The 20,211-nt window shown below is 66.4% G+C and carries 18 protein-coding genes, 1 tRNA gene and 1 pseudogene; 1 reads left to right on the forward strand and 19 read right to left on the reverse strand.

Annotated features, from left to right (window positions below):
- Positions 1–12: 12 nt before the first annotated feature.
- From BLU54_RS16060 to rpsO, 16 genes are all read right to left on the reverse strand, one after another.
- A complete protein-coding gene (locus tag BLU54_RS16060; protein ID WP_091910650.1) occupies positions 13–693 on the reverse strand; it encodes an NADH-quinone oxidoreductase subunit J in 681 nt (226 codons plus the stop codon).
- A gap of 70 nt (positions 694–763) precedes the next feature.
- Complete coding sequence (gene nuoI / locus BLU54_RS16065; RefSeq protein WP_091910654.1) at positions 764–1,255, reverse strand: NADH-quinone oxidoreductase subunit NuoI; 492 nt, start codon at positions 1,253–1,255, stop codon at positions 764–766.
- A 19-nt stretch (positions 1,256–1,274) separates the two neighbouring features.
- On the reverse strand, positions 1,275–2,339 hold the full coding sequence (gene nuoH / locus BLU54_RS16070; protein WP_091910656.1) for an NADH-quinone oxidoreductase subunit NuoH: 1,065 nt from the start codon (positions 2,337–2,339) through the stop codon (positions 1,275–1,277).
- Entirely contained in the window at positions 2,340–4,706 is a 2,367-nt protein-coding gene (gene nuoG / locus BLU54_RS16075) for an NADH-quinone oxidoreductase subunit NuoG (RefSeq protein ID WP_091910658.1), read from the reverse strand. It abuts the gene before it with no gap.
- Positions 4,699–6,018 (reverse strand): NADH-quinone oxidoreductase subunit NuoF, encoded by a 1,320-nt coding sequence (gene nuoF, locus BLU54_RS16080; protein ID WP_091910660.1) that lies wholly within the window; start codon positions 6,016–6,018, stop codon positions 4,699–4,701. Before nuoF ends, nuoG begins: the two co-directional genes overlap by 8 nt.
- Positions 6,015–6,491, reverse strand: coding sequence for an NADH-quinone oxidoreductase subunit NuoE (gene nuoE, locus BLU54_RS16085; protein WP_091910663.1), 477 nt, complete (start codon positions 6,489–6,491; stop codon positions 6,015–6,017). The genes nuoF and nuoE overlap by 4 nt, the downstream gene beginning before the upstream one ends.
- Before the next feature lie 122 nt (positions 6,492–6,613).
- Positions 6,614–7,867, reverse strand: a complete 1,254-nt coding sequence (locus BLU54_RS16090; protein WP_091910666.1) for an NADH-quinone oxidoreductase subunit D — start codon at positions 7,865–7,867, stop codon at positions 6,614–6,616.
- 46 nt (positions 7,868–7,913) lie between these two features.
- The gene (locus BLU54_RS16095; protein ID WP_091910669.1) at positions 7,914–8,516 is read right to left on the reverse strand and encodes an NADH-quinone oxidoreductase subunit C; all 603 of its coding nucleotides are present in this window, start codon (positions 8,514–8,516) and stop codon (positions 7,914–7,916) included.
- Between the two features lie 9 nt (positions 8,517–8,525).
- Entirely contained in the window at positions 8,526–9,005 is a 480-nt protein-coding gene (locus BLU54_RS16100; protein WP_091910672.1) for a NuoB/complex I 20 kDa subunit family protein, read from the reverse strand.
- Between the two features lie 69 nt (positions 9,006–9,074).
- Positions 9,075–9,434, reverse strand: a complete 360-nt coding sequence (locus tag BLU54_RS16105; protein ID WP_091910674.1) for an NADH-quinone oxidoreductase subunit A — start codon at positions 9,432–9,434, stop codon at positions 9,075–9,077.
- A 143-nt stretch (positions 9,435–9,577) separates the two neighbouring features.
- Positions 9,578–9,662: transfer RNA gene (locus BLU54_RS16110), tRNA-Leu, on the reverse strand.
- 164 nt (positions 9,663–9,826) lie between these two features.
- Positions 9,827–10,195, reverse strand: a complete 369-nt coding sequence (gene secG / locus BLU54_RS16115; protein ID WP_091910676.1) for a preprotein translocase subunit SecG — start codon at positions 10,193–10,195, stop codon at positions 9,827–9,829.
- Between the two features lie 56 nt (positions 10,196–10,251).
- Positions 10,252–11,001 carry a triose-phosphate isomerase gene (gene tpiA / locus BLU54_RS16120; RefSeq protein WP_091910678.1) on the reverse strand — a complete coding sequence of 250 codons (750 nt, stop codon included), beginning with the start codon at positions 10,999–11,001 and terminating at the stop codon, positions 10,252–10,254.
- A gap of 339 nt (positions 11,002–11,340) precedes the next feature.
- Complete coding sequence (locus BLU54_RS16125) at positions 11,341–12,336, reverse strand: NAD(P)H-quinone oxidoreductase (RefSeq protein WP_091910927.1); 996 nt, start codon at positions 12,334–12,336, stop codon at positions 11,341–11,343.
- Positions 12,337–12,453: 117 nt separating this feature from the next.
- Complete coding sequence (pnp, locus tag BLU54_RS16130; protein WP_091910681.1) at positions 12,454–14,565, reverse strand: polyribonucleotide nucleotidyltransferase; 2,112 nt, start codon at positions 14,563–14,565, stop codon at positions 12,454–12,456.
- Between the two features lie 453 nt (positions 14,566–15,018).
- A complete protein-coding gene (rpsO, locus tag BLU54_RS16135; protein WP_091910684.1) occupies positions 15,019–15,288 on the reverse strand; it encodes a 30S ribosomal protein S15 in 270 nt (89 codons plus the stop codon).
- Between the two features lie 520 nt (positions 15,289–15,808).
- On the opposite strand from rpsO, the gene BLU54_RS16140 reads away from it, so the two are divergent.
- Entirely contained in the window at positions 15,809–16,333 is a 525-nt protein-coding gene (locus tag BLU54_RS16140; RefSeq protein ID WP_091910686.1) for a hypothetical protein, read from the forward strand.
- Between the two features lie 43 nt (positions 16,334–16,376).
- Here the strand turns inward: BLU54_RS16140 and BLU54_RS16145 are convergent, their stop codons facing one another.
- From BLU54_RS16145 to BLU54_RS16155, 3 genes and pseudogenes are all read right to left on the reverse strand, one after another.
- On the reverse strand, positions 16,377–17,918 hold the full coding sequence (locus tag BLU54_RS16145; protein WP_091910929.1) for a 2-isopropylmalate synthase: 1,542 nt from the start codon (positions 17,916–17,918) through the stop codon (positions 16,377–16,379).
- Between the two features lie 387 nt (positions 17,919–18,305).
- Positions 18,306–19,166 (reverse strand): CDP-diacylglycerol--serine O-phosphatidyltransferase, encoded by an 861-nt coding sequence (gene pssA / locus BLU54_RS16150; RefSeq protein WP_091910688.1) that lies wholly within the window; start codon positions 19,164–19,166, stop codon positions 18,306–18,308.
- A 324-nt stretch (positions 19,167–19,490) separates the two neighbouring features.
- Positions 19,491–20,132: pseudogene (locus BLU54_RS16155) on the reverse strand (phosphatidylserine decarboxylase); the annotation flags it as partial.
- Between the last annotated feature and the right edge of the window lie 79 nt (positions 20,133–20,211).

Raw genomic sequence — 20,211 nt, forward strand, 5'->3', positions numbered from 1 at the left:
GCGGTCTTCCTGTCAGTTCGAGACTTTGCCGGGGCCGACCTTGCCCGCGCCGGCGTCGCCGGTGACGGGCGGCTCGGTCGCCGCGTCGGGCGCGGTCTTCTCGGCCGCCATGCGTACGATGCGGATGCGGTCCTGGGCGCGAACGCGGACCTGCGCGCTCGGGTCGGTGCGCTTGACGCCCTCGCGATGGCGCACGGTCAGGCCGACCGCGGCGACGATCGCGACGAGCAGCACCAGGCCGGCCACTTCGAAGCCGAAGATGTAGCGGGTGAACAGCAGCACGCCGATGCCGTGCGTGTTCGAGACCGAAGCGAACGCGCCCGGCAGTGCGCGGGCCTCGACCGTCGCGCCGTAGCCGTGCCAGAGCACCAGCGCCAGCTCGACGACGATGATCGCGCCGACCACGGTCGCCCAGGGCACGAAGCGCTTGAAGTCGCGGCGCAGGACCTCGGTGTTGACGTCCACCATCATCACGACGAACAGGAACAGCACCATCACCGCGCCGACGTACACCAGCACCAGCATGATCGAGAGGAACTCGGCCTGCAGCAGCATCCACAGCGCCGCCGCATTGAAGAACGCGAGCACGAGAAAGAGCGCCGACTGCACCGGGTTCGGCGCGGTGACGACTCGCAGTGCGGACGCGACCAGCAGGATCGCGAACAGATAGAACAATACGGTGGTGAATTCCATTTTTATCGTGGCATCGTTGCGCGGGATGCGGAAGCGGCGCCGATGCGCCCTTCCCCCCTGACTTCGGCGTTCACCGGTACGGCGCGTCCGCGGCCTTGGCCGCGGCGATCTCGCCTTCGTAGCGATCGCCGACCGCGAGCAGCATTTCCTTCGTGAAGTACAGGTCGCCGCGCTTCTCGCCGTGGTATTCGAGGATGCTGGTCTCGACGATCGAGTCCACCGGGCAGCTTTCCTCGCAGAAGCCGCAGAAGATGCACTTGGTCAGGTCGATGTCGTAGCGCGTCGTGCGTCGTGTGTTGTCGGCGCGCGTCTCGGATTCGATCGTGATCGCGAGCGCCGGGCACACCGCTTCGCACAGCTTGCAGGCGATGCAGCGTTCCTCGCCGTTCTCGTAGCGGCGCAGCGCGTGCAGGCCGCGGAACCGCGGCGACAGCGGCGTCTTCTCTTCCGGGAACTGCACCGTGATCTTGCGACGGAAGGTGTAGCGGCCGGTCAGCGCCAGGCCGCGCAGCAGCTCGACGAGCAGGAAGCTGCTGAAGAAATTCTTGATAGCGTTGCTCATGGTTCGATCTCGCTCCCGTTCAATGCCAGATGTTCAGCGGCGAGACGATCCAGCAGGCCACCACGACCACCCAGACCACCGAGACCGGCAGGAAGACCTTCCAGCCGAGGCGCATGATCTGGTCGTAGCGGTAGCGCGGGAAGGTCGCACGCACCCACACGAACACCGACAACAGGAAGAACACCTTGGCGAACAGCCAGAAAAAGCCCGGGATGAAGGACAGGAAGCCGAACGGCGCATCCCAGCCGCCCAAGAACATCAGCGCGGTCAGCGCCGAAATCACGATCATGTTCAGGTATTCGGCCAGGAAGAACAGCGCGAACGTGATGCCCGAATACTCGATCATGTGCCCCGCGACGATTTCCGATTCGCCTTCCACCACGTCGAACGGATGGCGGTTGGTTTCGGCCAGTCCGGACACGAAGTAGATGACGAACATCGGCAGCAGCGGCAGCCAGTTCCACGACAGGAAGTTCACGCCGTGGCTCGCGAAGATGCCAACCGCCTGCGAACGGACGATGTCGGAGAAATTCAGCGTGCCGGCGGTCATCAGCACGGTGACCAGCGCGAAGCCCATCGACACTTCATACGACACCATCTGTGCCGACGCGCGCATCGCGCCCAGGAACGCGTAGCGCGAGTTCGACGCCCAACCGGCGAGGATCACGCCGTACACGCCCACCGACGAAATCGCCAGCGCATACAGCAGGCCGGCATTGATGTCGCCCAGCACCGCCTCGGCCTGGAACGGCAGCACCGCCCAGATCGCGAACGCCGGCGCCACCACCATGATCGGCGCCACCACGTACAGCCAGCCGGTGGCCTGCGTCGGCGTGATCACTTCCTTGAGCAGCAGCTTCAGCACGTCGGCAATGGTCTGGAACAGCCCCGCGGGTCCGACGCGGTTCGGTCCCAGTCGGACGTGCATCCAGCCGATCAGCTTGCGTTCCCAGTAGACCAGGTACGCCACGCACAGCAGCAGGACCACCGAGATCACGACGATGCGCAGCAGCGTCCAGACCGTCGGCCAGGCGACGCCGAGCACATCGGTGCCGGCGGCGTTGATCGTTTCGAACAGGGACATTTAGGCCTTCTCCACCCTCAATTCACCGTACAGCGCGCCGAGGCGCGCCGCATGCGGGGTCGCCGCCGAGAGGCGCACGACGCGCGCGTCGAGCTCCGGCTCGTGACGCGCGGCCACCACGATCTCCTGGCCATCCTGCGTGATGCGCACCATCTCGCCCTGCTGCAGGCCGAGGCGCTCGAACAACGCGGTCGGCAGGCCGACGGCTTGCGCGCGCTTGGCGGCCTGCGTCGCGTGCAGCGACGGCGCGCGGCGAACGATCGGATCCGCGTCGTAGATCGGCACGTCGGCAAGGCGCTCGAACGCGCCGTCGGCGAGCGGCCGCAGCTGGCGCGGACCACCGAAGGCGACCGCCGACAAGGCGGCGTTGTTCAGTCGTTCGCCGGTCTGCACGTCGGCCAGCGCGGCCTTCGCGACCTCCTCGGCCGTCTCGTAGTCGAAGCCCGGCAGGTCCAGCAGGTTGCCGAGCACGCGCAGCACCTTCCACGCCGGACGCGTATCGCCGAGCGGACGCACCACGCCGGTGAAGTGCTGCGCCAGGCCCTCTGCATTGACGAAGGTGCCGGCGGTCTCGGTGAACGGCGCGACGGGCAGCAGCACGTCCGCGTAGTCGGAACCATGCTTGAACGGGCTCAGGCTGACCACCAGCTCGGCGCCACGCAACGCGGCGAGCGCCTGCGCGGGGTTGGCCGAGTCGAATTCCGGTTCGGTGCCGAGCAGCACATAGGCCTTGCGCGGTTGCGCGAACATCGCGCCGGCGTCCAGGCCGCCTTCGCCAGGCAGCACGCCGATCAGATGCGCGCCGACCGAGTTGGCCGCTTCCGGCAGGAAGCCCAGCGTCGCGCCGGTCTGCTCGGCCAGCCAGACGGCCAGCCCATGGATCGCGGCCAGGTCCGGATGCCGGGCCACGCCATTGCCGAGCAGAATCACCGCGCGTTCGCCGGCGGCGAGCGACGCGGCGATCTTGCCGGCGACGTTGTCGGTGTCGTTTGCACCGTCCGCCGAGACAGCCGCTTCCGGCAGCCCGGCCGGGGCGTCGACGCCACGGCTGGTGGCCACCGCGCGCACCACCGCGGCCAACGTGTCGAACCACGCGCTCGGCGCGGCGGCGAGCGTGGTCGCCGGGCGCACCAGCGCGTCGTCGGCCGTCGCGTTGATGAAGCTCACGCGCGCGCCGTTGCGGGCCGCCTGACGGATACGGGCCGCGAGCAGCGGATGGTCGCGACGCAGGTCGGAACCGATGATCAGCGCACGGTCGACGTTGTCGAGCGACGCGATGCTGGTGCCGAGCCACGGCGTGCCGCGGGTGATCCGCGCGAAATCGGCCTGGCGCAGCCGGAAATCGATGTTCGGCGTGCCCAGGCCATCGGCCAGCGACTTCGCCAGGAACAGTTCCTCGATCGTGCTGTGCGGGCTGGTCAGCACGCCGACCGCCTCGTCGCCGTGCTCGGCGCGCACGCCGTTCAGGCTGTCCGCGACGTATTGCAGCGCGGTCTGCCAGTCGACCTCGCGCCACTCACCGCCCTGGCGGATCATCGGCCGGGTCAGGCGCTCTTCGCTGTTAAGCGCTTCGTACGAGAAGCGGTCCTTGTCCGAGATCCAGCACTCGTTGACCGCATCGTTTTCGAGCGGCAACACGCGCATCACGCGGTTGTTCTTGACCTGGACGATCAGGTTCGCGCCGACGCTGTCGTGCGGGCTCACCGAACGGCGCCGCGACAGTTCCCAGGTTCGCGCACTGTAGCGGAATGGCTTGGACGTGATCGCGCCGACCGGGCACAGGTCGATCATGTTGCCCGACAGTTCGGAGTCGACGGTCTGGCCGACGAACGAGGTGATCTCCGAATGCTCGCCGCGGCCCAGCATGCCGAGTTCCATCACGCCCGCGATTTCCTGCCCGAACCGCACGCAGCGCGTGCAGTGGATGCAGCGCGTCATTTCTTCCAGCGAGAGCAGCGGGCCCACGTTCTTGTGGAACACCACGCGCTTCTCTTCCGAGTAGCGGGACTCGGACTTGCCGTAGCCGACGGCCAGATCCTGCAGCTGGCACTCGCCGCCCTGGTCGCAGATCGGACAATCGAGCGGGTGATTGATCAGCAGGAATTCCATCACGGCCTGCTGCGCCTTCACCGCCTTTTCGGAACGGGTCTTGACGATCATGCCCGCCGACACCGGCGTGGCGCACGCGGGCACCGCCTTCGGCATCTTCTCCACTTCGACCAGACACATCCGGCAGTTTGCCGCGATGGTCAGCTTCTTGTGGTAGCAGAAGTGCGGAATGTACGTGTCGGCCCGCTTGGCAGCTTCCATCACCATGCTGCCTTCGGGTACTTCGACCTTCTTGCCGTCTATCTCAAGTTCAACCATGGTGACTCAGACTCGCTTCCGTTCCCGCCGACACCATGCAGTGCTTGTGTTCGACGTGATACTCGAATTCGTTCCAGAAATGCTTGAGCATGCCGCGCACGGGCATCGCCGCCGCGTCGCCGAGCGCACAGATCGTCCGGCCCATGATGTTCTGCGCGACCGAGTCGAGCAGCGCCAGGTCTTCCGGGCGGCCCTCGCCATGCTCGATACGATGCACGACGCGATACAGCCAGCCGGTGCCCTCGCGGCACGGCGTACACTGCCCGCACGACTCTTCGTAGTAGAAGTAGGACAGGCGCAGCAGCGCGCGCACCATGCAGCGCGTCTCGTTCATCACGATGACCGCGCCCGAGCCCAGGCCCGAACCGGCCTTGGCGATCGCGTCGTAGTCCATCGTGATCTGCATCATTTCGTCGGCCGGAATCACCGGCATCGACGAACCGCCCGGGATCACGCCCTTGAGCGGCACGCCGTCGCGCATGCCGCCGGCAAGTTCGAGCAGCGTCGCGAACGGCGTGCCGAGCGGCACTTCGTAGTTGCCCGGCCGCGCCACGTCGCCGGAGACCGAGAAGATCTTGGTGCCGCCGTTGTTCGGCTTGCCGAGTTCCAGATACTGCTGCGGTCCGACCGCGAGCAGGAACGGCACCGCGGCGAACGTCTCGGTGTTGTTGATGGTCGTCGGCTTGCCGTACAGACCGAAGCTGGCCGGGAACGGCGGCTTGAAGCGCGGCTGGCCCTTCTTGCCTTCGAGCGATTCGAGCAGCGCGGTTTCTTCGCCGCAGATGTAGGCGCCGTAGCCGTGATGCGCGTGCAGCTCGAACGAGAAACCCGATTCGAGGATGTTGGCGCCCAGATAGCCGGCTGCCCGCGCCTCTTCCAACGCGGCCTCGAAGCGGCGATAGACCTCGAAGATCTCGCCGTGGATGTAGTTGTAGCCGACGGTGATGCCCATCGCGTACGCGCCGATGGCCATGCCCTCGATCAGCGCGTGCGGGTTGTAGCGCAGGATGTCGCGATCCTTGAACGTGCCCGGCTCGCCTTCGTCCGAATTGCAGACCAGATACTTCTGGCCCGGGAACTGACGCGGCATGAAACTCCACTTCAGCCCGGTCGGGAAGCCGGCGCCGCCTCGTCCGCGCAGGCCCGACGCCTTGACGTCGGCGATCACCTGTTCGGGCGGAATCTTCTCGCTCAGGATCCGGCGCAGCTGGGCGTAACCGCCGCGCGCCACGTAATCCTCGAGATGCCAGTTCTCGCCATTCAGGCCGGCCAGGATCAGCGGCTTGATGTGTCGGTCGTGCAGGCAGGTCATTTCGACAGCTCCTCGAGCATTTGGTCGATCTTCTCGTGGCTCATGAAGCTGCACATCCGATGGTTGTTCACCAGCAGCACCGGCGCATCGCCGCAGGCGCCCATGCACTCGCCTTCCTTCAGCGTGAAACGGCCGTCCGGCGTCGTCTCGTTGAAGTCGATGCCGAGCTTGCGCTTCAGGTAGTCGGCGGCCGATTCGGCGCCGGACAACTGGCACGGCAGGTTCGTGCAGATGGTGATCTTGTGCCGACCGACCGGCCGCGTCTCGTACATCGTGTAGAAGGTCGCGACCTCCTGTACGGCGATCGCGGGCATGTCGAGGTAGTCGGCGACGAACTGCATCGTCTCCGGCGACAGCCAGCCAAGTTCGGCCTGGGCGACCGCGAGCGCCGCCATCACCGCCGACTGCTTCTGGTCGGGCGGGTATTTGGCGATGCTGCGGTCGATTTCCTTCAGAGCTTCAGCAGAGAGCATTTTTCAATACGACTCTAGGGTTCCGGCCGGGAATGTATGCCGTGGCAACTAACGTCGCGAGGACATGCCTTCTCGGCCTGGACGGTACGGCGCCGCGTGTTGCCTGCGGCGCCGCGCAATAATTAACGGTCTACCTCGCCGAACACGATGTCCTGCGTGCCGATGATCGTGACCGCGTCGGCGATCATGTGGCCGCGCGTCATCTCGTCGAGCGACGACAGGTGGGCAAAGCCCGGCGCACGAATCTTCAGGCGGTACGGCTTGTTGGCGCCGTCGGACACGATATATACGCCGAACTCACCCTTCGGATGCTCGACCGACGCGTATGCCTCGCCTTCAGGCACGTGCATGCCTTCGGTGAAGAGCTTGAAATGGTGGATCAGCTCTTCCATGTTGGTCTTCATGCCCAGGCGCGACGGCGGCGCGACCTTGTGGTTGTCGACCATCACCGGACCCGGGTTGCGCTTGAGCCAGTCCACGCACTGCCGGACGATCTTGTTCGACTCGCGCATTTCCGCGATGCGCACCAGATACCGGTCGTAGCAATCGCCGTTCACGCCCACCGGGATGTCGAAGTCGAGCCGATCGTAGACCTCGTACGGCTGCTTCTTGCGCATGTCCCAGGCAATGCCCGAGCCGCGCAGCATCGGACCGGTAAAGCCCAGCTGCATCGCGCGCTCCGGCGTCACCACGCCGATGCCGACCAGCCGCTGTTTCCAGATCCGGTTGTCGGTGAGCAGCGTCTCGTATTCGTCGACGCAGGCCGGGAACCGGTCGGTGAAATCTTCGATGAAGTCGAGCAGCGAACCCTGGCGGTTCTCGTTCATCTTCGCAAGCGCGCGCTCGTTGCGGATCTTCGACACCTTGTACTGCGGCATCTGTTCCGGCAGGTCGCGATACACGCCGCCCGGGCGGTAGTAGGCCGCGTGCATGCGCGCGCCGGACACCGCCTCGTACATGTCCATCAGGTCTTCACGCTCGCGGAACGCATAGAGCATCACGCCCATCGCGCCCACGTCGAGCGCGTGCGTGCCGACCGACATCAGGTGGTTCAGCAGGCGCGTGATCTCGTCGAACATCACGCGGATGTATTTCGCGCGCTCGGGCACGTCGATGCCGAGCAAGCGCTCGATGGCCATCACGTAGCCGTGCTCGTTGCACATCATCGACACGTAATCGAGCCGGTCCATGTACGGCACCGACTGCAGATACGTCTTCGATTCGGCCAGCTTCTCGGTCGCGCGATGCAGCAGGCCGATGTGCGGGTCCGCACGCTGGATCACCTCGCCGTCGAGCTCGAGCACCAGACGCAGCACGCCGTGCGCGGAGGGATGCTGGGGACCGAAGTTGAGGGTGTAATTCTTGATTTCCGCCATCAGGAACCCCGATAGGGTGTGGTCTTTGCGTTCATCGGGCCGCCGCTCAGTGCTTCAGGCCGCCATACTGCTCTTCACGAATGATGCGCGGGATGATCTCGCGCGGCTCGATCGTGATGGGCTGGTAGATCACGCGCTTCTCGTCCGGGTCGTAACGCATTTCGACATAGCCCGAGACCGGGAAGTCCTTGCGGAACGGATGGCCGATGAAGCCGTAGTCGGTCAGGATGCGGCGCAGGTCCGGGTGGCCGTCGAAGACGATGCCGAACAAGTCGAACGCCTCGCGCTCGAACCAGTTCAGGCCGTTCCACACGTCCACCAGCGACGGCAGGATCGGCAGATCGTCGTCCGGCGCGAACGCGCGCAGACGCAGCCGGCAGTTGTGCTCGATCGACAGCAGATGCACGACGGCCGCGAAGCGCGGGCCGTCGTATGCGCCGTCGCCGTAGGCGCTGTAATCGACGCCGGCCAGGTCCAGGGCAATCTTGAACTGCAGCGCCGGATCGTCGCGCAGCGCAAGCGCCACGTCGAGGTAGTGCTCGGCCTTCACGACGAGCGTGAGCTGACCAAGCGCGTTGGTCAGCGCGCCGATGCGCTCACCGAGGACCGCGCGCAGCGTGGTTTCGAGCGATTGGAGAGTATGCGCCATCGTCGTCCCTCAGCTCCGCGCGATCGTGTTGGTACGGCGGATCTTCGCCTGCAGCTGGATGATGCCGTAGATCAGCGCTTCGGCCGTCGGCGGGCAGCCCGGCACGTAGACGTCGACCGGCACGATGCGATCGCAGCCGCGCACCACCGAGTACGAATAGTGGTAGTAACCGCCACCGTTCGCGCAGGACCCCATCGACAGCACCCAGCGCGGCTCCGCCATCTGGTCGTAGACCTTGCGCAGCGCGGGCGCCATCTTGTTGCAGAGGGTGCCGGCGACAATCATCAGGTCGGACTGGCGAGGACTCGGGCGGAACACCACCCCGAACCGGTCGAGGTCGTAGCGCGCCGCGCCGGCGTGCATCATCTCGACCGCGCAGCATGCCAGACCGAATGTCATCGGCCACAGCGAACCGGTGCGCGTCCAGTTGATCAGCTTGTCAGCGGACGTCGTGACAAACCCTTCCTTCAAGACCCCTTCGATACTCATTGCCTTCGACTCCGGGCAGATAGGCAGCGTCAAGCCGGCGCCGCCCTCAGACGTGCTTGCCGTTCCAGATCATTCCCACTCGAGCGCACCCTTGCGCCAGAGGAAAACGAAACCGAGAACGAATTCGAGCAGGAATACCATCATCGCCAGGAAACCGGGCCAGCCGATGTCGCGAAGCGCGACGCCCCACGGAAACAGGAAGGCCGTTTCCAGATCGAAGATGATGAACAGGATGGTGACGAGGTAGTACCGCACGTCGAACTTCATGCGGGTGTCTTCGAATGCCTCGAAGCCACACTCGTAGGGAGAATTCTTTTCCGCGTCCGGACGGCTCGGCCCGAGCAGCTTGCCCGCGCCAATCAGCGCGACACCCAGGCCAACGCCCACCACGATGAACAGCAGGACGGGGAAGTATGGCGCGAGGTTCACGGCTATCCTCTTACGGTTATCGGCTGGGTGGCACCAGGCGCACGCAAGGACCACCTGGCAGGGACTGCGCCGCAAAAGCGGACGCTTTACGAAACAATGCCAGCCGGGGCACTTACCAAGCGGCTGGCATTATCACTGAATCATGGTGCCGACGATGAGACTCGAACTCATACGGCTTTCGCCACTACCCCCTCAAGATAGCGTGTCTACCAATTTCACCACGTCGGCAATCTACTGCTCTTCCATCTGACTGCTGGGCAATTTCCAGCCTGGCAAGCGACCGCGCCAAGCCCTGAAACGGCGGCCACAACACTCAATGGCCGCATCCCGACAAGACTTAGATTCTAACCCCTTTAATAGAATTGTTCAATCTCCGGGATTGGGAAAAGGCATTAATTCGGGACGTCCTGGTGCGTGCCGCTGGCGCCAACCGGCGACGCCGGCGCGGCTGCCGCAGCGCCGCTGGCCGCCGGCACGGTTGCAGGCGCCGCGCCGCCGAGGACGCCGGCCGACGCACTGGGATGGTAGGCACCGACATAGGTCAAAGCCAGCGTGCACACGAAGAACACCGCGGCCAGAATACCGGTCGTCCGTGACAGGAAGTTGGCCGAGCCGGACGCACCGAACAGGCTGCCGGAGTTACCGCTACCGAACGCGGCGCCCATGTCGGCGCCCTTGCCGTGCTGCAGCAGCACCAGTCCGATGATGGTCAGCGCGGACAGCACCTGCACCACGATGATCAAGGTTTTCAACCACAACATTTTCGTTACTCATTTAAGATCGGCACACCGGTTGCGCCGATCGGGAACGCTTCGCCTCAGGCTGCCGCCCGGCAGATGGCGAGAAAATCGTCCGCGACCAGCGATGCGCCGCCAATCAGTCCACCGTCGATATCCGGCATGCCGAACAGCTCCGTCGCGTTGCCCGGCTTGACGCTGCCGCCGTACAGGATCGTCACGGCATCCAGCGCGGCGGACTTCGCCCGCAGCCGCTCGCGCAGGAACGCGTGAACCGCCTGCGCCTCCGCGGCGCTGGCGCTCTTGCCCGTGCCGATCGCCCATACCGGCTCATAGGCGACGAGAATCCGCTCCGCCTGTTGCGCATCGAGCACCGCCAGCACCGCGTCGAGCTGCCGACCGACAACCTGCTCGGTGCTGCCGGCCTCGCGCTCTTCCAGCGTCTCACCGACGCAGACGATCGGCGTGATCGCCGCTTCCAGCGCGCGCAAGGTCTTCTGCGCGACGACGTCATCGGCCTCGCGGTGATACGTGCGGCGCTCCGAATGACCGACAATGGCGAGCGTCGCGCCGAACTCCACCGCCATTTGCGCCGACACCTCGCCGGTGTACGCACCCTTCGGGTACATCGACAGGTCCTGCACGCCCCACGCAACCGACGAGCTGAGCAGCACGTCGCGCGCCTGCACCAGGTATGGGAAGGGCACGCAGACACCGATGCGGGCGCCGCTGGCGGGCGCGGCCGCGATCGATTCGAGCAGGCCGGCGTTGTCGGCCAGCGAGCCGTGCATCTTCCAGTTTCCGACGACCCACTTCGCTCTCGACGCCATCCGTGCGCTCCTGTTTTTATGCCTTGCCGGGCGATTCGGGACACCAAACTACCGCGTCCGGCACCGCCATCACCTCGGCACCGCCCAGCCACTGGCGGCGAAATGCCGGGAAAAACGCAAAATTTTACTTTGCTGGGGCGAGCGGGTCAACGGCGTTGCCTGGTTGACCGCTGCCGGATCGCCGCTCGCGTGCCGGCCGATCACCGGCTGGCCGGTGATCGGCCGGCCCTGTCACCGCCCCGCCCCGGCCGGCGGATCGATTTTCTCTGTACCGTCCTTTTGCCGAAGCTGCCGGCGCGGCCGGAAGAAACAGCCGCCCATCGCTCCGCCAAGCAAGCCTTACCAGGCGAGCACGATCTTGCCGATATGCGCGCTGCTTTCCATCAACGCGTGGGCACGCGCAGCTTCGGCCGCCGGCAGCACCTCGTGGATCACCGGCTTGATCCGGCCGGCCTCGATCAACGGCCAGACCTGCGTGCGGAGCTGGGCGGCGATCTGCGCCTTGAAGCCGACCGGCCGGGCCCGCAGCGTCGAGCCCGTCACCGTGAGCCGCCGCCGCAGGATCTCGCCAAGCGGCACGTCGGCCTTCGCGCCGCCGAGCAGCGCGATCAGTACCAGCCTGCCACCGTCGGCAAGTGCCTTCAGCTCGCGCGGCACATAGTCGCCGCCGACCATGTCAAGGATCACATCGGCACCACGCCCGTCCGTGGCCGCCCGCACCACCTCGACGAAGTCCTCCTCGCGGTAGTTGATCGCGCGCGCGGCGCCCAGGCGTTCACACGCGGCGCACTTCTCGGCGCTGCCGGCCGTCGCGAAGACGCGAAAACCGAAGGCCGACGCCAGCTGAATCGCCGTCACGCCGATGCCGCTCGAACCGCCCTGCACGAGCAGCGTCTCGCCGGCGCCGCCCTCGCCCCGTCCCAGCAAGCCCCGTTCGAACACGTTGCTCCAGACGGTGAAGAAGTTCTCCGGCAGGGACGCGGCCTCCACGTCGCTGAGCCCCGCGGGCGCGGGCAGGCACTGGCCGACCGGCGCAACCGCGTACTCGGCATAGCCACCACCGGTCAGCAACGCGACGACGCGCGCACCCTCGACAATGCCGGGCGCCTGACCGACCGCGCCGCCCACCACCGTGCCGCATACCTCGAGGCCGGGCAGGTCCGAAGCGCCGGGCGGCGGCGGATAGTTGCCGAGCCGCTGGAGCACGTCGGGACGATTGATGCCGCTGGCCGCGACCTTGATCAGCACTTCGCCCGGCCCCGGCTGCGGCAGCGGGCGCTCCGCCAGCCGCAGCACTTCCGGCGCACCGAAACCGTCGATCTCCACCGCCTTCATCGTCTTGCTCATCGTCGCTCTCCAGAAAAAAGCCGCCGGCACCTCGCGGTGCCGGCGGCTTGGTCGCATGCCGACGCCCGCGCCCCGGCATGCGGGGCGCACGGGCGGTCGGGACGGTCAGGCGCCGGCTTCGTTCAGCAGCGCCTTGGCCGACAGACGGATGCGTCCCTTCTCGTCGGTCGCCAGCACCTTGACGCGCACCGACTGACCTTCCTGCAGGTAGTCCTTCACGTCGTTCACGCGCTCGTTGACGATCTCGCTGATGTGCAGCAGACCATCCTTGCCCGGCAGCACGTTGACGATCGCGCCGAAGTCGAGAATCTTGACCACGGTACCTTCGTAGACCTGGCCCGGCTCCACGACGACGGTCAACTGCTCGATCCGGCGCTTGGCGTTTTCCATGCCTTCGGCGCTGGTGCCGGCGATCGTCACCATGCCTTCGTCGGTGATGTCGATGGTGGTGCCGGTTTCCTCGGTCAACGCACGGATCACCGAGCCACCCTTGCCGATCACGTCACGGATCTTGTCCGACGGGATCTTCATCGTGACCATGCGCGGCGCGTGGGCCGACAGTTCGGCGCGCACCGACGGCACCGCCGCCTGCATCTTGCCGAGGATGTGCATGCGGCCTTCCTTGGCCTGAGCCAATGCCACCTGCATGATTTCCTTCGTGATGCCCTGGATCTTGATGTCCATCTGCAACGCGGTGATGCCGTTGCTGGTGCCGGCCACCTTGAAGTCCATGTCGCCGAGGTGATCTTCGTCGCCGAGGATATCGGTCAGCACCGCGAACTTGCCATCATCGAGGATCAGGCCCATCGCGATACCGGCCACCTGTTCCTTCATCGGCACGCCGGCGTCGAGCAGCGCCAGACAGCCGCCGCAGACCGAGGCCATCGAGGACGAGCCGTTCGACTCGGTGATTTCCGAGACGACGCGCATCGTGTAGCCGAATTCGTCGGCCGACGGCAGGCAGGCGGCCAGCGCGCGCTTGGCAAGGCGGCCGTGGCCGATCTCGCGGCGCTTCGGCGAGCCGACGCGGCCGGTTTCGCCGGTGGCGAACGGCGGCATGTTGTAGTGGAGCATGAAGCGCTCGCGGTACTCGCCTTCGAGCGCATCGATGACCTGTTCGTCGCGCGCGGTCCCCAGCGTCGTGACGACCAGCGCCTGCGTCTCGCCGCGCGTGAACAGCGCCGAGCCGTGGGCACGCGGCAATACGCCGGTGCGGATTTCGATCGGGCGAACCGTGCGGGTGTCACGACCGTCGATACGCGGCTCGCCGGCCAGGATCTGGCTGCGCACGATCTTCGCTTCGAGGTCGAACAGGATGTTGCCGAGCGTGGTCGCGTCCGGCGCGACACCGTCCGTCTCGGTGGCGACCTGCGACAATTGCGCGGAGACCTCGCGCTCGACCTCGCGCAGCTTCACCGTGCGCTCCTGCTTCGAGCGGATCTGATAGGCCGCACGCAGCTTCGGCTCGGCGATCGCCGCGATGCGGCTGATCAGCGCTTCGTCGCGGTCGGCCGGTTTCCAGTCCCATTCCGCCTTGCCGCCCTGCTCGACCAGATCGTTGATCGCGTCGATCGCGATCTGCATTTGCTCGTGACCGTACACGACCGCGCCCAGCATCACGTCCTCGGGCAGTTGATCGGCTTCGGACTCGACCATCAGGACGGCCTGGTCGGTGCCGGCGACGACCAGATCGAGGCGCGAGGCCTTGATCTGGTCACGCGTCGGATTCAGCACGTACTGACCGTCGAGGTAGCCGACGCGCGCGGCACCGACCGGCCCGTTGAACGGCACGCCGGAGATGGCCAGCGCGGCCGAGGCACCGATGATCGACGGGATGTCGGTCGGAATCTCGGGGTTCACCGACAGCACGTGGATCACCACCTGCACTTCGTTGTAGAAGCCTTCCGGGAACAGCGGACGGATCGGACGATCGATCAGACGCGAGATCAGCGTCTCCCCTTCCGACGGGCGGCCTTCGCGGCGGAAGAAGCCGCCCGGGATCTTGCCGGCGGCGTAGGTCTTCTCGAGATAGTCGACGGTCAGCGGGAAAAAGTCCTGACCCGCCTTGGCAGTCTTCTGCGCGACGACGGTGGCGAGGACCACCGTGTCTTCGATGGACACGAGCACGGCGCCAGAAGCCTGGCGGGCGATCTCGCCCGTTTCGAGGGTCACCTGATGGGCGCCCCACTGGAAGGTTTTGGTGATTTTATTGAACATGTCGACTCCTTATATTGACGTCCGGCCCCGCGCGTCGGCGGCCTTGACGTCTCTGATCCATGCACCGGCCAGCATTGTGTTTATGCCATTCCAGCGCGGCGCGGGACACGCCGCACATCGCGTGCCGCACGCAGCGCTGGAATGACACAAGCGGCTGGCGACGCCGGTTGCACGATGGACTGCCGGGCGCCGCGCAAGCGGCGGCACGCGACAGGCGCAAAACGATGACACTGCATCCAACGGACCGCATCGGTGCTGCATCGCAGCCGACGCGTCGCGCGTGTGCCGCGCAGATACGACAGCGGCGCGTTGTGCCCGGCCGGAAACTGTCCAGCCGGGCACAACGCGCCGCCTGCCTCGCTCCGGCCGACACCCCGGCGACCGCGTCCCCAAAGCGGGGCTACGGACGCGACGGGGGCGTCGGGACAGGGCAAAGCCGTGATGCCGTCCTGCTTACTTACGCAGGTTCAGGCTTTCGATCAGCGCGCGATAACGGTCTGCGTCGCCTTTCTTCAGGTAGTCGAGCAGCTTGCGGCGACGGCTGACCATCGCCAACAGGCCGCGACGGCTGTGGTGATCCTTCTTGTGCGCCTTGAAGTGCTCGGTCAGGTCGTTGATGCGAGCGGTCAGCAGCGCGACTTGAACTTCAGGGGAGCCGGTGTCGTTCGGCGTGCGCGCGAACTTGGCGACGATTTCCGACTTGTTGATATCTGCTACGGACATGATGTTTTCCTTGTATCGACAGGCGGTCACGGAAGAAAGGGCCGTGCCGTGGATGCCCTTCCGAAAGCTCGCGGAACGCAAGCTCGCAGAACGACAAGGGCGCTATTCTAGCACAGGCGAGACACGCCGCAGCGCCGACCGCGGACACAGCGCCGGCGGCGCCCGCGCGGCAGCGGATTCGGGGCACGGCGGCCATCGCGACGGCATCCGCGACGCAAAATGGCGCACAATGCGGAACCTTCGTCGAGATGTGCCGAATCGGCCCGATCCGGGCAGCAGTCAGCGCCTAGGTGGACGCCGCAGTGGCGGCTTCATCGGGCGCCCTGCCGGGCGGGGCTTGCCAGGAGTCGCCACCACAGCGCGCAGTTTGCGCGTAGTTCGAGCGCCGCGCGGACGCAGCCCACATGCGCTCCGGTGCGGTCCGGGCGCAGTTCGGGGGTGAGTTGGCTGCCGACCGCGCTAGACCGCGCTACGGCGCCTGCCGCACGAGGCCATCGTCGACGTCACTTCGGAGACCACTATGCCCAAGCTTCGCCCGCTCGCCCGCCTCGCGCGTGGCGGCGTCCTGGCCGCCGCGCTGGCCGGCACCCTCGCCGGCTGCGCCCAACCGTGGCAGCGCGTCTCGGCCGGCCAGGATGCGAGTCAGGTGGTGGCAACGCTCGGACCCGCGCGCGAACGCTATCCCCTTGGCAATGGGGTCGAACGCCTGTTGTGGCCGACCCAGCCGTTCGGCGAAACGACCACCGCCGCGGATATCGACAGCAGCGGCCGCGTGCTGGCGGTGCAGCAGGTGTTGACGAACGAGTCGTTCGGCGCGGCGACGATCGATGGCTGGACCCGCGACGACGTGCTCCATCACTTCGGCAAGCCGGTCGAGACCTCGTACTTCCCGTTGATGAAGCGCGAGGTCTGGACCTATCGCTATATGGATGCCGACGTCTGGTACATGATGTACAGCTTCTACTTCAGCGACGACGGCATCCTGCGCTCGACGCAGAAGTCGCCGGACCCGCTGCACGACCCCGACCGCCGCGAGTGGTTCTAGGCGGCCGTCGCGCCGTACCGCGCGCGGAGCGGCCGCGCGCCGTTCAGGCGTGCTGCGGGTTGACCTTCTCGGCCTTCGCCTGAAGCTTGCTCAACGCCGACAGGTAGGCTTTCGCCGACGCGGCCACGATGTCCGGATCGGTGCCGACGCCGTTGACGATCCGGCCATTCCGCGACAGCCGCACCGTCACCTCGCCCTGCGCCTGGGTGCCGGTGGTGATCGCATTGACCGAGTACAGCACCTGTTCGGCGCCGCTGCCCACGCGTGATTCGATCGCATTGAGCGTCGCGTCCACCGGACCGTTGCCGTCCGCCTCGCCGACCAGCTCGCGCCCTTCGCTGACGAAGACCACGCGGGCCTGCGGCCGCTCGCCCGTTTCCGAACGCTGCGACAGCGATACGAAGCGGAAGTGATCGGCGTCGGCGTGCTCGCCGCCGTTCGCGACAAGCGCCGTGATGTCCTCGTCGAAGATTTCCGCCTTTCGGTCGGCAAGCTCCTTGAAACGCGCGAACGCGGCATTCAGCTCACCTTCGCTGTCGAGCATCACGCCCAGTTCCTGCAGCCGCTGCTTGAACGCGTTGCGTCCCGACAGCTTGCCCAGCACGATCTTGTTCGCGCTCCAGCCCACGTCTTCGGCGCGCATGATCTCGTAGGTGTCGCGCGCCTTCAGCACGCCGTCCTGGTGGATGCCGGACGCGTGCGCGAACGCATTCGCGCCGACCACGGCCTTGTTCGGCTGAACCACGAAACCGGTCGTCTGCGACACCAGCTTGGAGGCCGGCACGATCTGCGTCGCGTCGATGCCCAGCTGCAGATCGAAGAAATCGCGGCGCGTCTTCGCGGCCATCACGACTTCCTCCAGCGAGGTGTTGCCGGCCCGCTCGCCCAGGCCATTGACCGTGCATTCGATCTGGCGTGCGCCGCCGATCATCACGCCGGCCAGCGAATTGGCGACCGCCATGCCGAGATCGTTGTGGCAATGGACCGACCACACGGCCTTGTCCGAATTCGGCACGCGTTCGCGCAGCGAGCGAATCAACGCGCCGAACTGCTCCGGCACCGCATAACCGACCGTGTCCGGAATGTTGATGGTGCTCGCGCCCTCCGCGATCACGGCCTCCAGCACGCGGCTCAGGAAGTCCATGTCGGAGCGGCTGCCGTCCTCGGGCGAGAATTCGATGTCGTCGGTGAACTGACGCGCGAATCGCACCGCCAGCCGCGCCTGCTCCAGCACCTGCTCGGGAGACATGCGCAGCTTCTTCTCCATGTGCAGCGCCGAGGTGGCAATGAACGTATGGATGCGGAACTGGCCGGCCGGACGCAGGGCCTCGGCCGCGCGGGCGATGTCGCGATCGTTGGCGCGCGCCAGCGAGCAGATGCGACTGTCCTTGACCGTCTGCGCGATCGCGTTGATCGCCTCGAAGTCGCCGTTGGAACTGGCCGCGAAGCCGGCTTCGATCACGTCGACCTTCAGCCGTTCCAGCTGCTTCGCGATGCGGATCTTCTCTTCTTTGGTCATCGACGCGCCGGGCGACTGCTCGCCATCGCGCAAGGTCGTATCGAAAATGATCAGCTGGTCAGCCATCTCGTTGCTCCGTTTTCGGAATGTGGGGTATCGGGCTTCGCCACCGTTGGCGAAGCCGATCACATCGGCAAAACGGAGGCGAACGAAGGCAGCGCTACGGGCGTAGCGTTAGCGCGCCGGCCAGGCGGCCGGGGCGGGACGCGACGATACCGCGCGTGCCAGCGGCTGCGCGGTGCGTCGGGGAAAGCGGGAGGATTCGGGAAAGCATCGGGTGACTATAGCGACATTCGGGCGGGCGCGCAATCGTCATGCGCCTCGCCAGCGGGCCGGCGGACACGGCACGGCACGGGCACGGCATGGACACGGCACGGGCCTCGATACGGGTCCGGTCGGGCACGGCCCGCCGCGCCTGCCCTGCCGGCGCCGGCCGGCGGCGACGCCACGGTCCTACGCGGCGTCGCCGCCGCTTCCACGCCGCGATGCCAGTGCGCGGTATGCCCAGAACAGATAGCCCGACAATCCGTACAGGATGAACAGGCCGAACAGGACGATCGGCGGGTCGGACGAGACCGCGACGAACAGCACGACAATCAACAGGATCACGCCGAACGGGACGCGGTGCTTCACGTCGAGCGCCTTGCCGCTGTAGAACGGCGCGTTCGAGACCATCGTGACGCCGGCATAGATCGTCAGCGCGAACGCCACCCACGGCATCCAGTGCCAAGTGAGCTGCAGCCGGTTGTCGATCGACAGCCAGACGAAGCCCGCGATCAGCGCCGCCGCCGCCGGGCTGGGCAAGCCCTGGAAGAACCGCTTGTCGACCACCTCGATATTGGTGTTGAAGCGCGCCAGCCGCAGCGCCGCGCCGGAGCAGTAGACGAAGGCCGCCAGCCAGCCCCAGCGCCCGATATCCTTCAGCGCCCATTCATAGATGACCAGCGCCGGCGCAACACCGAAGGAGACCATGTCGGACAGGCTGTCGTACTGCTCGCCGAACGCGCTTTGCGTATGGGTCATGCGCGCGACCCGACCGTCCATTCCATCGAGCACCATCGCCGCGAAGATCGCGATGGCCGCCGCCTCGAAGCGCATGTTCATCGCCTGCACGATCGCGAAGAAACCGCAGAACAGCGCGGCAGTCGTGAATGCGTTCGGCAGCAGGTAGATGCCGCGTTTGCGCAGCAATTGCTGGCGTTCCGCCCGCAGATCCGGGCGGGGGGGCCGCACGGCACCGGTCGGTGTCCGACGCCGCAGCTGTCGCGGCCAGTGCTGCGCGAAGCGCCCGTTGCGGCGCGGCTTCAATGCCATTTCCTCTCCTGCTCGATGCCCGGGCTGCCGTCAGCCGATCTGGCCGCTCGGGCCACGCGTGACGCCGACACCGGTCTGCGTCGGGTCGTTCGGCTGGCCGCCGGCGGGCGGCGTGCCGTCCGGTGCCAAGGTGCCGGCCGGCGGCGTCTGCAGCGGATCGGCGCCGGGCGCCGGGCCGGTTGGGAGGGTCGAACCGTTCGGATCGATGTCTCCCGAAACGACGTCCGCCGGCGGCACCACATCGGCGCGCGGCATGACTTCGCCCACGCCAGCGACGGCGGCGGCGCGGACCGCCTCGTCGCGCGTCGGTGCGACGGACGCCGACTCCGCCAGTTCCGCCAGAATCGTCGCGGACGCGTACACCTTCTCGCCGATCGACACGCGCGGACGGCTGCCGACCGGCAGGAATACGTCGAGCCGCGAACCGAAGCGGATGAAACCGTAGCGCTGGCCGCGCCGCAGCACGTCGCCGGCGCGCACGTAGCACAGGATGCGGCGCGCGACGAGCCCCGCCACCTGCACACAGCTGACCGTGTGGCCGCTGGTCGTCTCGATCACCAGCGCGTTGCGCTCGTTTTCCAGCGACGCCTTGTCGAGTTCGGCGTTCAGGAAGGCGCCCGGGAAGTATTCGGCCTTGACGATCGCACCGTCGACCGGCGAACGCTGCGAGTGCGCGTTGAAGACATTCATGAACACGCTGATCTTCACTGCCTCGCGGTCCGCGTGTGGATCGCGGACCGTTTCGATCGCGACGATGCGGCCATCGGCGGGACTCAGCACCGCATTGGCCTGGGTCGGAATCGCGCGCGGCGGATCGCGGAAGAACTGCACGACGAAGATCAACAGCAGCCAGAACGGCCAGGCCCAGCCCAGCCCTGCCCACGACTGGATCATGAGCGCGAGCACGGCGGCGATTGCGATGAACGGCCAGCCTTCGCGCGCAATGATCGGGTGCGGATAATTCATGAATGGTCTGCCTGACAATGAAAACGCTAGGATAGCAAAAGCCGCGTTGCCACTGAGTGGCAACGCGGCTTTTTGACAA

Origin of the sequence: Chitinasiproducens palmae, from assembly GCF_900095735.1 — a bacterium.
In the GTDB taxonomy this organism is placed as follows: domain Bacteria; phylum Pseudomonadota; class Gammaproteobacteria; order Burkholderiales; family Burkholderiaceae; genus Chitinasiproducens; species Chitinasiproducens palmae.